The sequence below is a fragment of the Parafannyhessea umbonata genome (assembly GCF_900111255.1).
In the GTDB taxonomy this organism is placed as follows: Bacteria; Actinomycetota; Coriobacteriia; order Coriobacteriales; family Atopobiaceae; genus Olsenella_J; species Olsenella_J umbonata_A.
In genome coordinates, this window is record NZ_FOGP01000001.1 from 147,814 (window position 1) to 163,902 (window position 16,089).

10 protein-coding genes are annotated in these 16,089 nt (G+C 61.9%); 9 read left to right on the forward strand and 1 reads right to left on the reverse strand.

Annotation, left to right across the window (positions count from 1 at the left end):
- Positions 1-256: 256 nt before the first annotated feature.
- The 5 genes from BMY31_RS00720 (at position 257) to BMY31_RS00740 (ending at position 7,739) form a co-directional block, all read left to right on the forward strand.
- A complete protein-coding gene (locus BMY31_RS00720; RefSeq protein WP_090991419.1) occupies positions 257-2,950 on the forward strand; it encodes a phosphoenolpyruvate carboxylase in 2,694 nt (897 codons plus the stop codon).
- Between the two features lie 263 nt (positions 2,951-3,213).
- Positions 3,214-3,498 carry a FeoA family protein gene (locus BMY31_RS00725; RefSeq protein ID WP_306806899.1) on the forward strand — a complete coding sequence of 95 codons (285 nt, stop codon included), beginning with the start codon at positions 3,214-3,216 and terminating at the stop codon, positions 3,496-3,498.
- Positions 3,499-3,563: 65 nt separating this feature from the next.
- Positions 3,564-3,800: a FeoA family protein gene (locus BMY31_RS00730; protein ID WP_078686374.1), complete on the forward strand. Its 237-nt coding sequence runs from the start codon at positions 3,564-3,566 to the stop codon at positions 3,798-3,800.
- 103 nt (positions 3,801-3,903) lie between these two features.
- A complete protein-coding gene (feoB, locus tag BMY31_RS00735) occupies positions 3,904-6,552 on the forward strand; it encodes a ferrous iron transporter B (protein WP_078686375.1) in 2,649 nt (882 codons plus the stop codon).
- Positions 6,553-6,941: 389 nt separating this feature from the next.
- A complete protein-coding gene (locus BMY31_RS00740; protein ID WP_078686376.1) occupies positions 6,942-7,739 on the forward strand; it encodes a ZIP family metal transporter in 798 nt (265 codons plus the stop codon).
- Positions 7,740-7,782: 43 nt separating this feature from the next.
- Here BMY31_RS00740 and BMY31_RS00745 read toward each other — a convergent pair whose 3' ends face one another.
- Entirely contained in the window at positions 7,783-8,784 is a 1,002-nt protein-coding gene (locus BMY31_RS00745) for a helix-turn-helix transcriptional regulator (protein WP_091007395.1), read from the reverse strand.
- Positions 8,785-8,912: 128 nt separating this feature from the next.
- On the opposite strand from BMY31_RS00745, the gene BMY31_RS00750 reads away from it, so the two are divergent.
- The 4 genes from BMY31_RS00750 (at position 8,913) to BMY31_RS00765 (ending at position 15,832) form a co-directional block, all read left to right on the forward strand.
- On the forward strand, positions 8,913-10,715 hold the full coding sequence (locus BMY31_RS00750) for an ABC transporter ATP-binding protein (protein WP_091007398.1): 1,803 nt from the start codon (positions 8,913-8,915) through the stop codon (positions 10,713-10,715).
- Entirely contained in the window at positions 10,715-12,457 is a 1,743-nt protein-coding gene (locus BMY31_RS00755; protein ID WP_091007399.1) for an ABC transporter ATP-binding protein, read from the forward strand. The genes BMY31_RS00750 and BMY31_RS00755 overlap by 1 nt, the downstream gene beginning before the upstream one ends.
- A gap of 205 nt (positions 12,458-12,662) precedes the next feature.
- The gene (locus tag BMY31_RS00760) at positions 12,663-13,373 is read left to right on the forward strand and encodes an ABC transporter ATP-binding protein (protein ID WP_091007402.1); all 711 of its coding nucleotides are present in this window, start codon (positions 12,663-12,665) and stop codon (positions 13,371-13,373) included.
- Between the two features lie 8 nt (positions 13,374-13,381).
- Positions 13,382-15,832, forward strand: coding sequence for an ABC transporter permease (locus BMY31_RS00765; protein ID WP_091008030.1), 2,451 nt, complete (start codon positions 13,382-13,384; stop codon positions 15,830-15,832).
- The last annotated feature ends 257 nt before the right edge of the window (positions 15,833-16,089 follow it).

The following is a 16,089-nucleotide window of genomic DNA, read 5'->3' on the forward strand; positions in this document are numbered from 1 at the left end:
CCGCGTGGTTGCGACGCTGCGTAATAATGCCTTGCTTCTGTTTGCATCCGGTGAAATCTGGGTTTCATCCATGTGCCGAAGAGGTGGTGGCGTTTTTGCACAGGTATGGTAAAAGAGCTAATTCTCTGCGAAAACGATATGCCCTGGGGCATGGCGCGAAGGAGGCATTGTGTCTGAGGTCGAACGACTGACGGACGAGGTTAAGGGCAAGGCCGACGATAAGGCGGGGCTTGCGCGAGAAGAAATCGAGAACGCGATGAAGCGCTCCGCGGCGGAGACGACACTCTCTGAGTTCGACATCCCCGACGGCCTGAAGGAGAACATGACGCTCTTCCTGCGTCTGACCCGCAAGGTCATCGGCGAATACGATGAGGAGCTCTGCGACACCTTCGATGCGCTCCTGGCTGATGCCATCATGGCCAACCTCGACGAGGATGACCAGACCGACGAGGAGGTCGCAGCCTTCTCGGAGGCCGTCAAGATCATTGACGACCTTCCCGTCGAGCGCGCAACACTGCTCATGAGGGGCTTTGCCACGTACTTCCACCTGGCCAACATCTGCGAGGAGAACTACCGCGTAACCTCGCTGCGCCAGCGCGAGGAGGTCGTCCCCACCAATGCGGACTCCGACCCGATCAACGACATCACAGTCGCGTATCGCCAGCTCGTCGACGAGTGCGGCAGGGGCAAGGCGATCGCACTTCTCAACCGGCTCGAGTTCCACCCCGTCTTCACCGCGCACCCCACGGAGGCACGTCGCAAGGCCGTCGAGGGCAAGATCCGCCGCATTTCGGCCCTGCTCGAGCAGCGACCGCTGCTGGCTGGCGTCTCTCTTGCCGAGAACGAGCGCCGCATGCTTCAGGAGATCGATGCGCTGTTCCGCACCTCGCCAATCGCCCATAAGAAGCCGACGCCCGTCGAGGAGGCCGACACCATCCTCGACATCTTCGACAACACCTTGTTCGAGATGGTTCCCGAGGTCTACCGTCGCTTTGACGACTGGGAGCTGGGCGAGAAGGCCGGCACCGTGCCGCCCGTCTGCCCCGCGTTCTTCCACCCCGGAAGCTGGATCGGCTCCGACCGCGACGGCAACCCTAACGTAACCGCCAAGGTCTCGCGCAAGGTGGCTGAGAAGTTCCGCACGCACATGCTCGAGACCCTTGCCGAGGCCACGCACGCCGTCGGCCGCAACATCACGCTCGACACCGAGTCCACGCCTGCCTCTGACCAGCTCCTCAACCTCTGGAGCCACCAGGTCGAGATGAGCGAGGTTATCAGCGCTCACGCCATGGAGATCTCCGCGCAGGAGACCCACCGCGCCGTCATGCTCGTTATTTCCGAGCGTCTGAAGGCGACCGTCAACCGCACTGCGGACCTCATGTACAACTCTGCCGAGGATTACATCGAGGACCTCAAGGTCGTCCAGCGTTCCCTTGCCGCCGCGGGCGCGGTTCGCACCGCCTACGGTCCGGTCCAACGCCTGATCTGGCAGGCCCAGACCTTCGGCTTCCACATGGTCGAGATGGAGTTCCGTCAGCACTCCGTCGTCCACTCCCGCGCACTCGCCGACATTCGCGAGCACGGCCGCTGGGGCGAGAGGGGAGAGCTGCAGCCCATGACCCGCGAGGTGCTCGACACCTTCCGCGCCATCGGATCCATCCAGCGCAAGAACGGCGTAAAGGCCGCCCGTCGCTACATCATCTCGTTCACCAAGAGCGCCCAGAACGTCGCGGACGTCTACGAGCTCGCGCACCTAGCTTTCGCGCACGAGGCGGACGTCCCCGTACTCGACGTCATCCCCCTGTTCGAGCAGGTGGAGGACCTCGAGAACTCCGTGGACACGCTCAACGAGGTCATCAAGCTCCCCCAGGTCCAGCGTCGTCTTGCCGAGACCGGTCGTAGGCTCGAGGTCATGCTCGGCTACTCCGACTCCTCCAAGGACGCCGGCCCCACCTCGGCGACCCTCGTCCTGCACGCTGCCCAGGAGCGCATCGCAAAGTGGGCGGAGGAGAACAACATCGACCTCGTGCTGATGCATGGCCGCGGAGGCGCCGTCGGCCGTGGTGGCGGCCCCGCAAACCGCGCCGTCCTCTCGCAGCCCAAGGGCTCCGTCAACTGCCGCTTCAAGCTGACCGAGCAGGGCGAGGTCATCTTCGCGCGTTACGGCGACCCCACGCTGGCGCGTCGTCACATCGAGTCCGTCGCCGGTGCGACCCTGCTGCAGTCCGCGCCGTCGATCGAGTACGTCAACACCGAGACCATCGACAAGTTCTCTGACATCTCGACCGCGCTCGACAAGTACTCTCGCGAGCGTTACCTCGACCTGCTCAACACCGACGGCTTTGCAGAGTGGTTCAGCTTCGTCACGCCTCTGACCGAGATCGGCCTCATGCCCATCGGCTCGCGTCCCGCCAAGCGTGGCCTGGGTGCCAAGTCGCTTGACGACCTGCGCACCATCCCCTGGATCTTCTCCTGGTCCCAGGCGCGCACCAACCTTGCCGCCTGGTACGGTCTGGGCACCGCCTGCGAGAAGTTCGGCGACCTCGATCGCCTCCAGGAGGCCTACAAGGAGTGGCCGCTCTTTACGACCTTCGTCGACAACATCGAGATGTCCATCTCCAAGACCGACGACCGCATCGCCGAGATGTTCCTCTCGCTGGGCGACCGCGAGGACCTCAACAAGAAGGTTCTCGACGAGATGCGTCTGACGCGCAAGTGGGTGCTTGCCATCACGGGCAACAACTGGCCGCTCGAGCACCGTCGCGTGCTCGGTCCCGTCATTCACATGCGTCTGCCGTTCGTGAACGTCCTGTCCATTGCACAGGCCCGTGCGCTGCAGGCCGTCCGCACTCGCGGTGACAAGCTCACTCCCGAGGAGCGCGAGCGCTTCATCTACCTCATCCTGTGCACCGTGTCCGGCGTTGCCGCCGGCCTCCAGAACACCGGGTGATTTGCGCCCGGCGTCTTTCGGCTTCACGCATTTGCTTATGGCCCGCGTCGCCCTTTGGTGGCGCGGGCCGCTTTTGTGCCTGGGGCGCGAACGGCATCTCGCCTGCCTTTGGATCACTCGTTCGTGCGGAAAAATTAATTAGTGAAAAATGCAGCAATTGGCTTCATTAATAGTTAGCTTTGGTGTACAACTGTATCGAAGTTAGTTCACGTAAACTAACTTATGCTACTTTATCAGGCAAAAGCGTCGTTATCGGGAGGTTCATGATGGAAAGCGTAATGGAGGGCAGCCGTGCTGCCGTCGCGGGTGCGCAGGCTCTCCGTTCCGGCGCGCAGCTTCCGCTCTCAATGGTGGGCGAGGGCGAAACCGTCCAGGTGGCCAAGGTGCGTGGGACGCAGGAGGTCCGCCAGCACATGGCAGAGCTTGGCTTCGTTCCCGGAGCCACGGTCAAGGTCATCTCGCGCGTCAGCGGAGACGTACTCGTCAGCGTCAAAGGTTCCACGCTAGGCCTCAACCGCTCCACGGCCATGAAGGTCGTTACCTGCTAGCTGCCTTGACGCAACACTTGGGTTTTGTAACTGCCGGACTTCGGCATGGTTTTGAAAGGGGATTTATGTCAACGCTTAAGGACGTCAAGGTGGGTGAGAAGTGCGTCGTGTCCAAGCTCACGGGGGAGGGTGCGATCAAGCGCCGCATCATGGACATGGGGCTCACCAAGAACACCGAGGTCCTGGTTCACAAGGTCGCGCCGCTGGGCGACCCCATCGAGGTCACGGTCCGCGGCTACGAGCTTTCGCTTCGCAAGGATGAGGCTCAGTGCATCGAGGTGAGGGACGTCGCCGTAGCCTAGGCGACACGCCTCTCTTTTTTTGAAAAGAGAGTTACCTATACCTAACAAATCGTGGTTTAGCTGCGATTCTGCAATGAAACACAACGTTTCAAGGAAGGTTTTGATGGCAGACAAGACTTACATCGCCCTTGCCGGCAACCCCAACTGCGGCAAGACGACGCTGTTCAACGAGCTTACCGGCTCCAATGGTTACGTCGGCAACTGGCCTGGCGTTACCGTCGAGAAGAAGCAGGCTGACTGGAAGAAAGACAAGGGCATCGCCCTCGTCGATCTTCCCGGCATCTATTCCCTCTCCCCGTATTCCCCCGAGGAGGTCGTCTCGCGTGACTTCCTCGTCGACGACCGTCCCGACGCCGTCGTCGACCTGATCGACGTCACGAACCTCGAGCGCAACCTCTATCTCACCACTCAGGTTCTCGAGGCCGGCCGCCCCGTCGTCGTCGGTCTTAACATGTGCGACCTTCTCAAGGAGCGCGGCGACACCATCGACAGCAAGAAGCTCTCGAAGATGCTCGGTGCACCCGTGGTCGAGGTCTCCGCGCTTCGAAACAGCAACCTCGACAAGCTCATGGACGAGGCTCTGAGCGCTGCCAGGAAGGGCGTCTCGACCAAGGGCGCCCCGTGCTTCTCCGCAGAGGTCGAGGATGCGCTCTCCCAGATCAAGGCGATCGTCGGTTCCGTCGCGTCCGCCGAGCTCTCCCGCTGGTATTCCATCAAGGTGTTCGAGCGCGACGCCGAGGCCATCAAGTCGCTTGGCCTCAGCAGCAAGCAACTTGCGGAGGCCGAGAAGGTAATCGCTAAGGTCGAGGTCGACCGAGACGACGACTCCGAGTCCATCATCACCTCCGACCGCTACGACTGGATCGCCACGGTCATGGACGCCTGCGTCGTCAAGGCGCCCAAGAAGCTTACCGTGTCCCAGAAGATCGACCGTGTCGTTACCAACCGTTGGCTGGGCCTCCCCATCTTCGTTGCGGTCATGATCCTCGTCTACTACATCGCCATCTCCACCGTCGGCACCGCAGGCACCGATTGGGTCAACGACAACCTCTTCTCGGACGGCTTCTTCATCAACGGCGCCTCCCAGCAGCAGTTTGATGCCGACACCGAGGCCTGGGGTGAGAACTACTACGGTGACCAGATCGATGCGTATCTTGAGGCCGCAGACGAGAAGGGCGTGGACACCGAGGGCGTCGCCGAGGCCATCGAGGCCGGCGAGACCGACTCTGACGTCGTCACTACCTTCGAAGACAACGCCAGGGCAGCTGGTGTCGTCGCGACCGATGTCGCATGCCACGACGAGGACGGCAACTTCCTCGACGCGGACGGCGAGGCAATCACGGAGGAGGATGCCGACGGCAACCCCATCCTTGCTGACGGCCAGGAGCTCCAGACCATTGACTCCGTAGACGCAGACGCGTTTGCGACGGCTGTGGACAACCCTGCCCCCGACGGACACGACTACGACGGCTTCGTGGACTCCATCCCCAATGCCGCGACGAATGCCCTGACCGCCGCGGGTGCTTCTCCCATGGTCATCTCGCTCGTCGTTGACGGCATCATCGGCGGCGTCGGTTCCGTCCTGGGCTTCATCCCCCAGATGTTCGTCCTGTTCGTGATGCTCTGCTTCCTCGAGGACTGCGGCTACATGAGCCGTGTCGCCTTCGTCATGGACCGCGTGTTCCGTCCCTTCGGACTCTCCGGCAAGTCCTTCATCCCGATGATCGTCTCCTCGGGCTGCGGCGTCCCGGGCGTCCTTGCGACCAAGACCATCGAGAACGAGCGCGACCGTCGCATGACCGCCATGCTCACCACCATGATTCCCTGCGGCGCCAAGCTTCCCATCATCGCGCTTGTCATGGGCGTTCTCGCTGGTGGCTCTGACATGTGGTGGGTCGCCCCGATGTTCTACTTCATGGGCGTTGCCGCCATCATCGTCTCGGCCGTCATGCTCAAGAAGACCAAGCCCTTCCAGGGCGAGCCCGTTCCGTTCGTCATGGAGCTTCCTGACTACCACTTCCCGGCAATTCGCTCCTGGGCCCTGCACGTGTGGGAGCGCGTCTGGTCCTACATCAGGAAGGCCGGCACCATCATCTTCGCCGCTGCGGTCGGCATCTGGTTCCTCTCCAACTTCGGCGTATCCGGCTGGGAGGGCGGCTCCAACACCTTCGGCTACCTGCCCGCCATGGACGGTGCCCCCGACGCCGTGATGGACTTCTCGCTGCTCGCTGGCATTGGTGGCGTCCTGAGCTTCATCTTCGCGCCCCTCGGCTTTGGCAACTGGCAGGCTGTTGCCTCCACCATCTCCGCCCTTATCGCCAAGGAGAACCTCGTCTCCACCTTCGGCGTTCTCTATGGCCTTGGCGATGCGACCGAGAATTCGGTCAACATGTGGAACGGCTTTGCCGGCATGTTCACCGTCGGTGGCGTGGTCCACATCGGTTCCATGTGCGCGTTCGTTGCCTTCAACATGCTCTGCGCCCCCTGCTTCGCCGCAATGGGCACGATTCGCCGCCAGATGGACAGCGGCAAGTGGACTGCCTTCGCCATCGCCTTCGAGTGCGTGTTCGGCTGGGTCATCGGCCTCATGATCAACCAGTTCTACGAGCTGATCGTCTTCGGCAACTTCGGCTTCTGGACCATCGTGGCATTCGTCATCCTGGCGGCCATGCTCTTCCAGGTGTTCCGTCCCATGCCCAAGTGGGAGAAGGCTGACAGCAAGATTCTGAGCTCGCTTGCCCATCAGGCCTAGCAATTCTGGGGGGTACCCGGTCTCTGCGGCCGGGCACCTTCCGCCTTGCCGTTCTATCGACTATCGAGAGGAGCGCTCATGCCTGAGCTTGAGTCCATAGGCATCGCCGTGGCGGTTGCGAGCTCCTGCGTAGCCCTACGTGACATCCTGCGTCACGGGAAAGTGACGAGGTAGCTTCACCTGCCCAATCCGCGAACCATCCTCTCCGTGGGCCCCGCTTGCGCGGGGCCCCTTGTTTTGCGGAGAAGGCGCACTGTTCTCAAGATAAAGTAAGATACGGCTAACTAATGGGTATTGATAGGGTGGAGGCACCTTTTCTGGGATCCTCCGCCTACCACTGCATCGACCCGTCGCGCTTGCGACGGCAGGGAAATACTGGGGGGGATGACATGGGAGACACCATCACAACGACGGCCGTGGGTCTGGCCATTCCCTTTGCGGGGACGACGCTTGGCGCGGCCATGGTCTTCTTCATGAGAAGACAGCTGGGGAGGACGGTCAACAAGGCCCTGACGGGTTTTGCCGCTGGCGTGATGGTCGCGGCCTCGATCTGGAGTCTGATAGCGCCTGCGCTCGAGGAGTCCGTCGGCATGGGGCACATGGCATGGCTGCCCGCCTTTGCGGGCTTTTGGCTCGGCGTTCTCTTCCTGCTCCTACTCGATAGCCTCATGCCTCACCTGCACCTGGGGGAGACCGACACCGAGCCCGAGGGAATGCGATCCAGGCTCGAGAGGACGACCCTGATGGTTCTGGCCGTCACCATACACAACATTCCCGAGGGAATGGCCGTTGGGGTGGTGTATGCGGGCCTCATGTCCGGCAACACGAGCCTGACCGTTGCCGGTGCGATGGCTCTGTCCATCGGCATTGCCATCCAGAACTTTCCGGAGGGGGCTATCATCTCGATGCCGCTGAGGGCAGAGGGGGCGTCGAGGTCCAAGGCGTTTCTTGGCGGCTTTCTGTCGGGTGTCGTCGAGCCCGTCGGGGCCGTCGTCACTATCTCTGCGGCGAGCCAGCTCGTGCCGTTGATGCCCTATCTCTTGAGCTTCGCCGCGGGCGCCATGATGTATGTGGTGGTCGAGGAGCTCATTCCCGAGATGAGCGAGGGACGCCACAGCAACGTGGGCGTCATCGCGTTCTCGCTCGGCTTCACCGTCATGATGGCGCTCGACGTCGGGCTGGGCTAGGGACTTGCCGCCTGGTCGATTGGCTGCTGGTCGGGAGATGGGCCTAGTGCTGTCCGTTTCGCCACTGGCGCGGGGAGACCCCGACCTTCTCCTTGAACATCTTTGTGAAGCTTGAGGTGTGCTGGTAGCCCACCATGCGGGCGATCTCCGCGACGGGCCTGTTCGATCGCTCGAGCATTGACTCCGCCTGCCTGAGCCTTTGAACGGCCAGGTATTCGTGGATGCCCAGTCCCGTTTCCCTCTTGAAGCGCGAGCAGAGCGCAGCGCGGCTCAGGTAGAGCCTCGAGGCGAGGTCGTCGATGCTGGGCGGGTCCGCAAGCGACTCCAGCAGGATAGTGCTCACGCGGTCGGAGACCTTCTCGTCACTTTCCAGGTCGTTACGGTGCTTGTCTTCGAGGAAGGTCACGAGGTCGTAGATCATCTCGAGCGCCTTTGCGCGGTACTGGAGCCTCCCGACGTCGCTCAAGGTGCCCGAGGGTGTGATGGACCTTATCGTAGAGCGCAGCTCGAGCGCCGCGTTGAGGTTTAGACCACTCGCGAAGGAGGAGTCGAGCAGCCTGACGCGCTCCTTGTCGAGACCTATCTTCTCGAAGGAGCCATCAAGGAGGTAGAGGCTGCAGCTGCAGTGGAGCGAACCCGCCTCAAGCTGGTACTCGTAAGTCGAGGGCTCGATGTGCAGCCCCATGATGTTCTCGTCCAACAGGTGTCGCATGGGGAAGATCGAGTTGGGCTGCGTCTTCGAGTAGCCCTTGCCTGCGAGCTCGGCATCTCCGCGTCCCATGCTCGCAAGAACCGAATAGGGCGTCCCCGGCGACTCGACGAGCTCCATGGGGCGATTGCACTGTATACGAAGCTGGGAGAGCATTGCGGTCTCGCCCAGCTGGGTCGCCCAAAACCACCCGCGACCAAGCTCGTTGTCAATGTAGGCCGCAACGCCGGTCTTCGCCGAAAGGGGACGGGCGCCAAACTGCTCGAGCTGGGGGTAGACGAGACTGCTGAACTTTTCCGAAAGCCCCGAGAAGGCACCTGCTAACTCTGGGTCCACAAATACCACTTTGCCTTTCGTATTGCCTTTTAGCCATTTGTTTGGATTGAGTTCGATTAATCTAACTGTTCTACAAATAAAGTTAACCTTACCTAACAGTAATGGCAACTATGACTGGGAGTTGAGGTATGACTGAAACAAAGAAAGAGAGAAATGCGTTTGCGCGCATTCTCGACTTCGCCGGCAAGAGGAGGGCGCTCACGTTCCTGGGCTGCTTTCTGACCGGTCTCGCCATGCTGCTGTCGATGGTGCCCTACGTCACCATCTGGCTCGTGGTTCGAGACCTTATTGCCGTCGCGCCGGAGTGGGAACGGGCAACCGGCGTCGTCACGTATGGCTGGCTGGCGTTCTGGTTCTCGGTGGCGGGGATCGTCGTCTACTTCGTCGGCCTGATGTGCACGCACCTCGCGGCGTTCCGCATTCAGACCAACGTGCGCAAGGAGTGCGTCAAGCGCCTGATGAATGCCCCGCTGGGCTTCTTCGACACGCACGCAACGGGTCTGCTGCGTCGTCGCATCGACAAGACGAGCGGGGAGATCGAGCAGCTCTTTGCCCACAACATGGCAGACCTTTCGGGTAGCGTGGTGATGCTCGTCTCGACCGTCGTCCTGCTGTTCGTGTTTGACTGGCGCATGGGCGCCTCCTGCATCGTGGTCGTCTTCGCGTCGTTCGCCTGCCTGACGACCATGATGGGGCCCTCGAAGAAGAGTCTGCTCGAGAGCTACCAGAGCGCTCTGGACGACATCAGCAAGGCGACGACCGAGTACGTGCGTGGCATCCCCGTCGTGAAGGTGTTCCAGCAGACGGTCTACTCGATCGCGGCGCTCAAGAAGTCGATCGACAACTACAGCATGTATGCGAACCGCTACCAGTCTGACGCGTGCGAGGTGCCCCAAAGCATCAACCTGAGCTTCATCGAGGCGGCGTTCGTGTTCCTGCTGCCCGTCACCGCTCTTCTTGCCCCGTCCGCCCTTGCGTCGGGCAACTTCGCCCAGTTCGTGAGCGACTTTGCGTTCTACGCGATCTTCTCGGCCATCATCTCGACCGCGCTCTCTCGCGTCATGTTTGCCGCGGGTGGCATGATGCAGGCTGACGACGCGCTGAGGCGCATCGAGGAGGTCGTGCAGGCCCCGCAGATCGTCAGGTCTGCCAACCCCAAGGTCCCCGAGGGCAACCGCGTCGAGTTCCGCGGCGTGAGCTTCACCTACGAGGGCGCAGCCAAGCCCGCCCTCGACGACGTCTCCTTCGTGGCCGAGGCCGGCTCCACCATCGCGCTGGTCGGTCCCTCCGGCGGCGGCAAGTCCACGGCGGCAAGCCTCATCCCGCGCTTCTGGGACGTCGACAAGGGCTCCGTCCTCGTCGGCGGCGTGGATGTGCGCGACGTCGACCCGCACGTGCTGATGGACAGGGTCGCCTTCGTCTTCCAGGACAACCGCCTGTTCAAGACCTCGATTCTGGAGAACGTGCGCGCCGCGCGCCCCAACGCCTCGTGCGAGGAGGTCCTCGCCGCGCTCTCTGCGGCGCAGTGCGACGACATCCTGGCGAAGCTTCCAAACGGCATGGACACCGTGATCGGCACTAAGGGAACGTATCTTTCGGGGGGAGAGCGTCAGCGCGTCTCCCTGGCCCGCGCGATCCTCAAGGACGCGCCCATTGTGGTCCTCGACGAGGCCACGGCCTTTGCCGACCCCGAGAACGAGGCCCTCATCCAGGCGGCCCTCAAGCGCCTCACAAAGGGTCGCACGGTAATCATGATTGCCCATCGACTGACCACCGTTGTCAACGCCGACAAAATCGTGGTGCTCGACCACGGCAGGGTTGCCGAGTCGGGCACGCATGACGAGCTCGTGGCAGGCAATGGCCTCTACGCTCATATGTGGGCTGACTACCAGACGGCCGTTGCGTGGAAGATCACCAGGGAGGTGGCCTAGTGTTTGGCGAGAAGTTCAAGAGGAAGTTCGCCCTTACCGACCAGGGCGTGAGAAACGCAAGGCTCGGCGCGTACTGGACCGTCGCCGCCAACCTCACGTCCTTTGCTGGCATCGGCTTCCTGTTCCTGTTTGTGAAGCAGCTGACGGACGCCATGACGACCGGGGCGGAACTGCCCGGCGTGCTGCCGTACGTCCTGGGGCTGCTCGCTTACTTCGCCCTTTCGTTTCTGGTGCACCGCATGCAGTACCAGAATACGTACGGAACGGTCTACGAGGAGGTGGGCACGCTCAGGAAGGGATTGGCCGAGCGCATGCGCAAGTTGCCGCTCTCGTTCTTTATGGGGCGTGACCTTGCGGACCTCTCCGAGACCATCATGAGCGACGTCAAGACGCTCGAGCACGTATGGTCCCACGTCTTGGGCTACCTGTACGGCTCGTACATCTTCACGGCCGTCGTCGCCGTGGTCCTGCTGACGTACGACTGGCGCCTGGCGATTGCGGCACTCTGGAGCGTGCCCGTCGCGTTCGCGCTGCTCTTTGGCTCGCGCAAGATGACGGTCAAGAGCCAGGCGGAGGCCAAGGCTGCAGCCCTTGGGGTCTCCGAAGACGTTCAGGAGACGCTCGACAACGTGAGGGAGATTCGCGCCATCAACCAGGAGGAGCGCTACCTTTCCGGTTTGTTTGCCGCCATGGACAAGGCGGAGGCTAGCCAGACGATGGTCGAGCTGGGCAACGGCATCGTCATCAACGCGGCGTCGGTCATCATGCGTCTGGGCATCGCGACCACGATCATGGTTGGCGCGAACCTCATCGTCGCCGGACAGATCGACTTCATGGTCTTCTTCGCGTTCCTGCTCTGCGTCTCGCGCATCTACTCACCCTTCGACCAGTCCCTGGCGCTCATCGCCGAGGTGTTCTTCTCCGAGGTCTCGGCCAAGCGCCTCCAGGCGATCTACGACGAGCCCACGGCCGGTGGGGCCGAGTCCTTCTCGCCCAAGGGCCACGACATCGTCTTCGACAACGTCGGGTTCTCGTACGATGGCGCCCCCGTCCTCAGGGGCGCGAGCTTCGTTGCGCGCGAGGGCGAGGTCACGGCCCTCGTGGGGCCGTCTGGCTCTGGCAAGACCACATGCTCCCGCCTGGCGGCTCGCCTGTGGGACGCCGATTCGGGCAGCGTGCGCGTCGGAGGCGTTGACGTCTCGACCGTCGACCCCGAGGTGCTCCTGGGCGACTACGCAATGGTGTTCCAGGACGTCATCCTGTTCGACGACACGGTCATGGGCAACATCCGCCTGGGTCGCAGGGACGCCACGGACGAGGAGGTCCTCGCGGCGGCAAAGGCGGCCAACTGCGACGAGTTCGTGCGAGACCTGCCCCAGGGCTACGACACGATGATCGGCGAGAACGGCAGCAGACTCTCGGGCGGCGAGCGCCAGCGCATCTCCATCGCGCGCGCTCTGCTCAAGGACGCTCCGATCCTGCTTATGGACGAGGCCACGGCCTCGCTGGACGTCGAGAGCGAGACGCAGGTCCAGGAGGCCCTGTCTCGCCTGCTGGTAGGCAAGACCGTGCTGGTCATCGCGCACCGCATGAGGACCATCGAAAACGCCGACAAGGTCGTCGTCCTCGAGGACGGCCGCGTCGCCGAGGAAGGCAGGCCGTCCGACCTGCTGCAGCAAGGCAGCGGCTTCTTCCGTCACGTGACGGAGCTGCAGACGCTCTCTGCTGGGTGGAGCATCTAGGCGGGAACGCGCCACGTGCTCGTTAGCCTCAAATCGGTTCTTCTTTCGGGCGGGCTGCCTGCGGGCGGCCCGCCCTTTCTGCCTTGAAACGGGCTGAGGAAAACGCTCGAGAAAACAATGGCATCGTTTGGCGAAAAACTGTTAGACAAGGTGTACTATCTCAACAGTTAACCCAATCTAACTAATGTAGGAAAGTTGGTGGCGCATGACCGCAAATCCTTATCTTGAGATCTCGGGCTTGACCAAGAGCTACGGGAGCGGAGACATTCGGACTCAGGTCCTCAAGGGAATCGACGCGAGCATCTCGAAGGGGGAAGTCTGCGTGTTGTTTGGCCCCTCGGGTTCGGGAAAGTCGACCTTCCTCAACCTGGTGGGCGGCCTCGAGACCGTCGACGACGGCTCCATCGTCGTCAACGGCCAGGACATAACCACGCTCTCGGGTCGTGATTTGGTCGAGTATCGCCGTCGCGAGCTCGGTTTCATCTTCCAGTTCTACAACCTCGTTCCCGACCTGACGATTCGCGAGAACATCGAGGTGTGCAGGCACTTGGCGAAGGACCCGCTGCCCGTTGACGACCTCCTCAACTCTCTGGGCCTCTGGGAGCAGCGAAAGAAGTTCCCCAACCAGGTCTCCGGAGGCCAGCAGCAGCGTTGCTCCATCGGTCGTGCCCTGGTCAAGAACCCCGGCCTGCTCCTGTGCGACGAGCCTACGGGCGCGCTCGACTACAAGACCTCCAAGGAGATCCTCGCCCTCATGGAGCGGGTCAACAAGTGCTACGGCTGCACCATGGTCATCGTCACCCACAATGACGCCATCAAGCACATGTCCAACCACATCCTGCGGCTCCGCGATGGCGTCCTGGTCGAGGACGAAATGAACGACAGCGTCATCCCCGCGTTCGAGATCGAATGGTAGGTGCCGCCATGTCACCACTCTACAAGCGCCTGCCTCGCGAACTGAGGCACAACATCGGCAAGTACCTCGGCCTGTTCGTTCTGCTGACCATGGCCATCTCCGTGGTCTCGGGCTCCCTGGCCGCGGCGCGGTCCATCCAGGCGAACGTCGCCGATGCCCGCTCGCATGCAAGCGTCGAGAACTTCTCGTTTACGACGCAGTTCGAGGCCTCGGACGACGCCCTTGACGCCGTCCGCGAGGTGGGGGACGGCTGCAGCGTCTACAAGGACTATTGGTCCGACGTGAGCATTGAGGGCTCGGGCGTCGAGGCGGACAGCTCCGCGCGACTGTTCGTCAACCGCGACGAGGTCAACAAGGCGATCTACTTCGAGGGCTCGGCACCCCAGAAGGACGACCAGATAGCGCTCGACAAGTGCTTCGCCAACTCGCACGGCATCTCGGTCGGAGACAAGATCACGGTTGCTGGTCAGGAGCTTAGCGTCACCGGAATCATGGTGCTCTCTGACTACGAGGCCCTCATGGTCAAGAACAGCGACCTCGCCTACAATACGCACACGTTCACGGTCGCGCAGGTGACCCAGGGGGCGTTCGACCGGCTTGCGCCCAGTGTCAACTATCGCTACAGCGTCATCCTGAACGACCGGGACATGAGCCTGGTTGACAGGACCAGCTACGAGAAGGACGTGGCGAAGGCGCTCTCCGAGCACGGTGCGACCGTCGAGGACCTTGTCGATTGGGATAGCAACAAGGCTGCCACCTACGCCGATGATGACATCCAGGGAGATCAGGGTGCCTATGTGACCATGTCCTTCCTTCTCGTCCTCATTTCCGCTTTCGTGTTCGTCGTCCTTACTGACGCTGCGATTGAGCAGGAGAGCACCGTGATAGGCACGCTCCTTGCTTCGGGTTACCGCAAGGGCGAGATCATGCGGCACTACCTTGCCGCCCCGCTGGTCGTCGGCATCCTCGGTGCCGTGGTGGGCAATGTTCTCGGTTACACCATCGTGATGAGAAAGGTGGCGTTCCTGTACTGCCGCTCCTACAGCGTGCCGCCGTTTCAGGTGGTCTTCCAGCCGTGGGTCTTCGTTTGGACGACGGTGCTCCCCCTTGTCCTTCTGGTGCTCATCACCTTGTTGGGGGCGCTGCGCAAGCTGAATCACACGCCCCTGGCGTTCCTCCGTCAGGAGATTGCGTCCAAGTCGTTCAGGTCTTCGATCGTGCTTCCTGAGCGCTGGGGATTTACGACCCGTTTCCGCACACGCGTCATCTTGCGTAACGCCTCGCACTTTGCCATCTTGTTCGTCGGCATAGCCCTCTCGAGCCTGCTGCTCATGTTCGGGCTGTGCTTCATGCCCATGATTGACCACTACGTCGACCAGATGCAGCAGATCTCTCCTGCAGAGCACACGTACACGCTCAAGGCCCCGCTCGAGATAGACGTCACGGGCGAAGAGGCCGCATCGGCCGAGTCCGCTGACCGCCTGATGGACTGCAAGGACCCGCAGAGCGAGCTTGCGCCCCAGGAGCTGCGCGACCTTCTTGTCAGCGCGAGCGCCATCACAAACGACCCGCGCGTCGTGGCGGGGCATCCCCTTAACACCAAGGTCAACTCGCACGAGACCATAGACGACGCCGAAAAGTTCTGTGCGACGAGCCTCACGGTGCCGCGCCTTGAGTCGGACGAGAGCGAGGAGGTTACGGTCTACGGCGTAGAGCCGCACTCCAAGTACTGGAAGGTCGACGTCTCTGGCGGAAAGATTGCCGTCGGAGCCGGCTTGGCCCAGAAGTGCGGTATCGAGGCCGGAAGGCAGTGCACGTTTACCGACAAGTTCACCGGCGACACCTACCTGATTGCGCCCGACGACGTCGTCGGGAACGAAGCGGACATGAACGTCTACATGAGCAGGTCGACTTACGCCGAGGTGTTCGGCACCGACCCGGATTGGTTCTGCGGGTACGTTTCGGACAAGCCACTCGACCTTAACGAGCGCTACGTCGTGAGCGAGGTTACGCCGGAGCAGGTGTCTGCCGTTGCGAGCCAGACGAGCGACTCGCTGGGCGATTCCCTCTCGATGATGCTGTGGGCGGCGATCCCCATCACCATCACCTTGATCTATCTGCTTACCAAGACGGTAATCGACCGCTCGGCACGCTACATCTCCTACATGAAGGCGTTCGGATACCGCTACGGGGAGATAGCGAGCCTCTACGTGCGCCCCATTACGGTCACCGTTGCGGCCTCGGCGATGCTCTCTATCCCCGTTGTTCTGCTCACGGTCGGCCGAATCATGAAGGTGACCATGTCCCAGTATGCCGGAAACCTCGCCATCTGGGCCCCTCCGAGCCTTCTGCTTGAGGTCGTGGGTATCGTCATGCTGACCTACCTGGTCGTCGCGGCGATCCACGTCATCAAGATTAAGAGGGTCTCGCTGGTCGAGGCCATGAAGGTCAAGGACTAGCACCTGGCCCCCGACGCTCGCGTCGGGGGCCTTTCTCTCCCGCAGGGGGAGAAAGTTCTAAAACTCGCTTGCATAAAGTTAGATATGGTGTACTCTGTTACTTGAAGTTAGTCGTGGCTAACAAAGTCTGCTCCTCGTGAAGCAGGCAGGCCATCGATTGCTTGCCCCAACCTGAGTTTCGTGGACCCTCTCCCTGCGAAATGACAGGTCTCGAGGCGCTGCCAGCTCCCCCTCTCACTAGCTGGCGGCGCCTTTTT

Excerpts from the sequence above, each read along its gene's own strand:
- feoB (WP_078686375.1), top strand. The coding sequence starts at position 3,904 with ATGGCAGACAAGACTTACATCGCCCTTGCCGGCAACCCCAACTGCGGC.
- BMY31_RS00740 (WP_078686376.1), top strand. The coding sequence starts at position 6,942 with ATGGGAGACACCATCACAACGACGGCCGTGGGTCTGGCCATTCCCTTT.
- BMY31_RS00725 (WP_306806899.1), top strand. The coding sequence starts at position 3,214 with ATGATGGAAAGCGTAATGGAGGGCAGCCGTGCTGCCGTCGCGGGTGCG.
- BMY31_RS00750 (WP_091007398.1), top strand. The coding sequence starts at position 8,913 with ATGACTGAAACAAAGAAAGAGAGAAATGCGTTTGCGCGCATTCTCGAC.
- BMY31_RS00730 (WP_078686374.1), top strand. The coding sequence starts at position 3,564 with ATGTCAACGCTTAAGGACGTCAAGGTGGGTGAGAAGTGCGTCGTGTCC.
- BMY31_RS00760 (WP_091007402.1), top strand. The coding sequence starts at position 12,663 with ATGACCGCAAATCCTTATCTTGAGATCTCGGGCTTGACCAAGAGCTAC.
- BMY31_RS00765 (WP_091008030.1), top strand. The coding sequence starts at position 13,382 with ATGTCACCACTCTACAAGCGCCTGCCTCGCGAACTGAGGCACAACATC.
- BMY31_RS00720 (WP_090991419.1), top strand. The coding sequence starts at position 257 with ATGAAGCGCTCCGCGGCGGAGACGACACTCTCTGAGTTCGACATCCCC.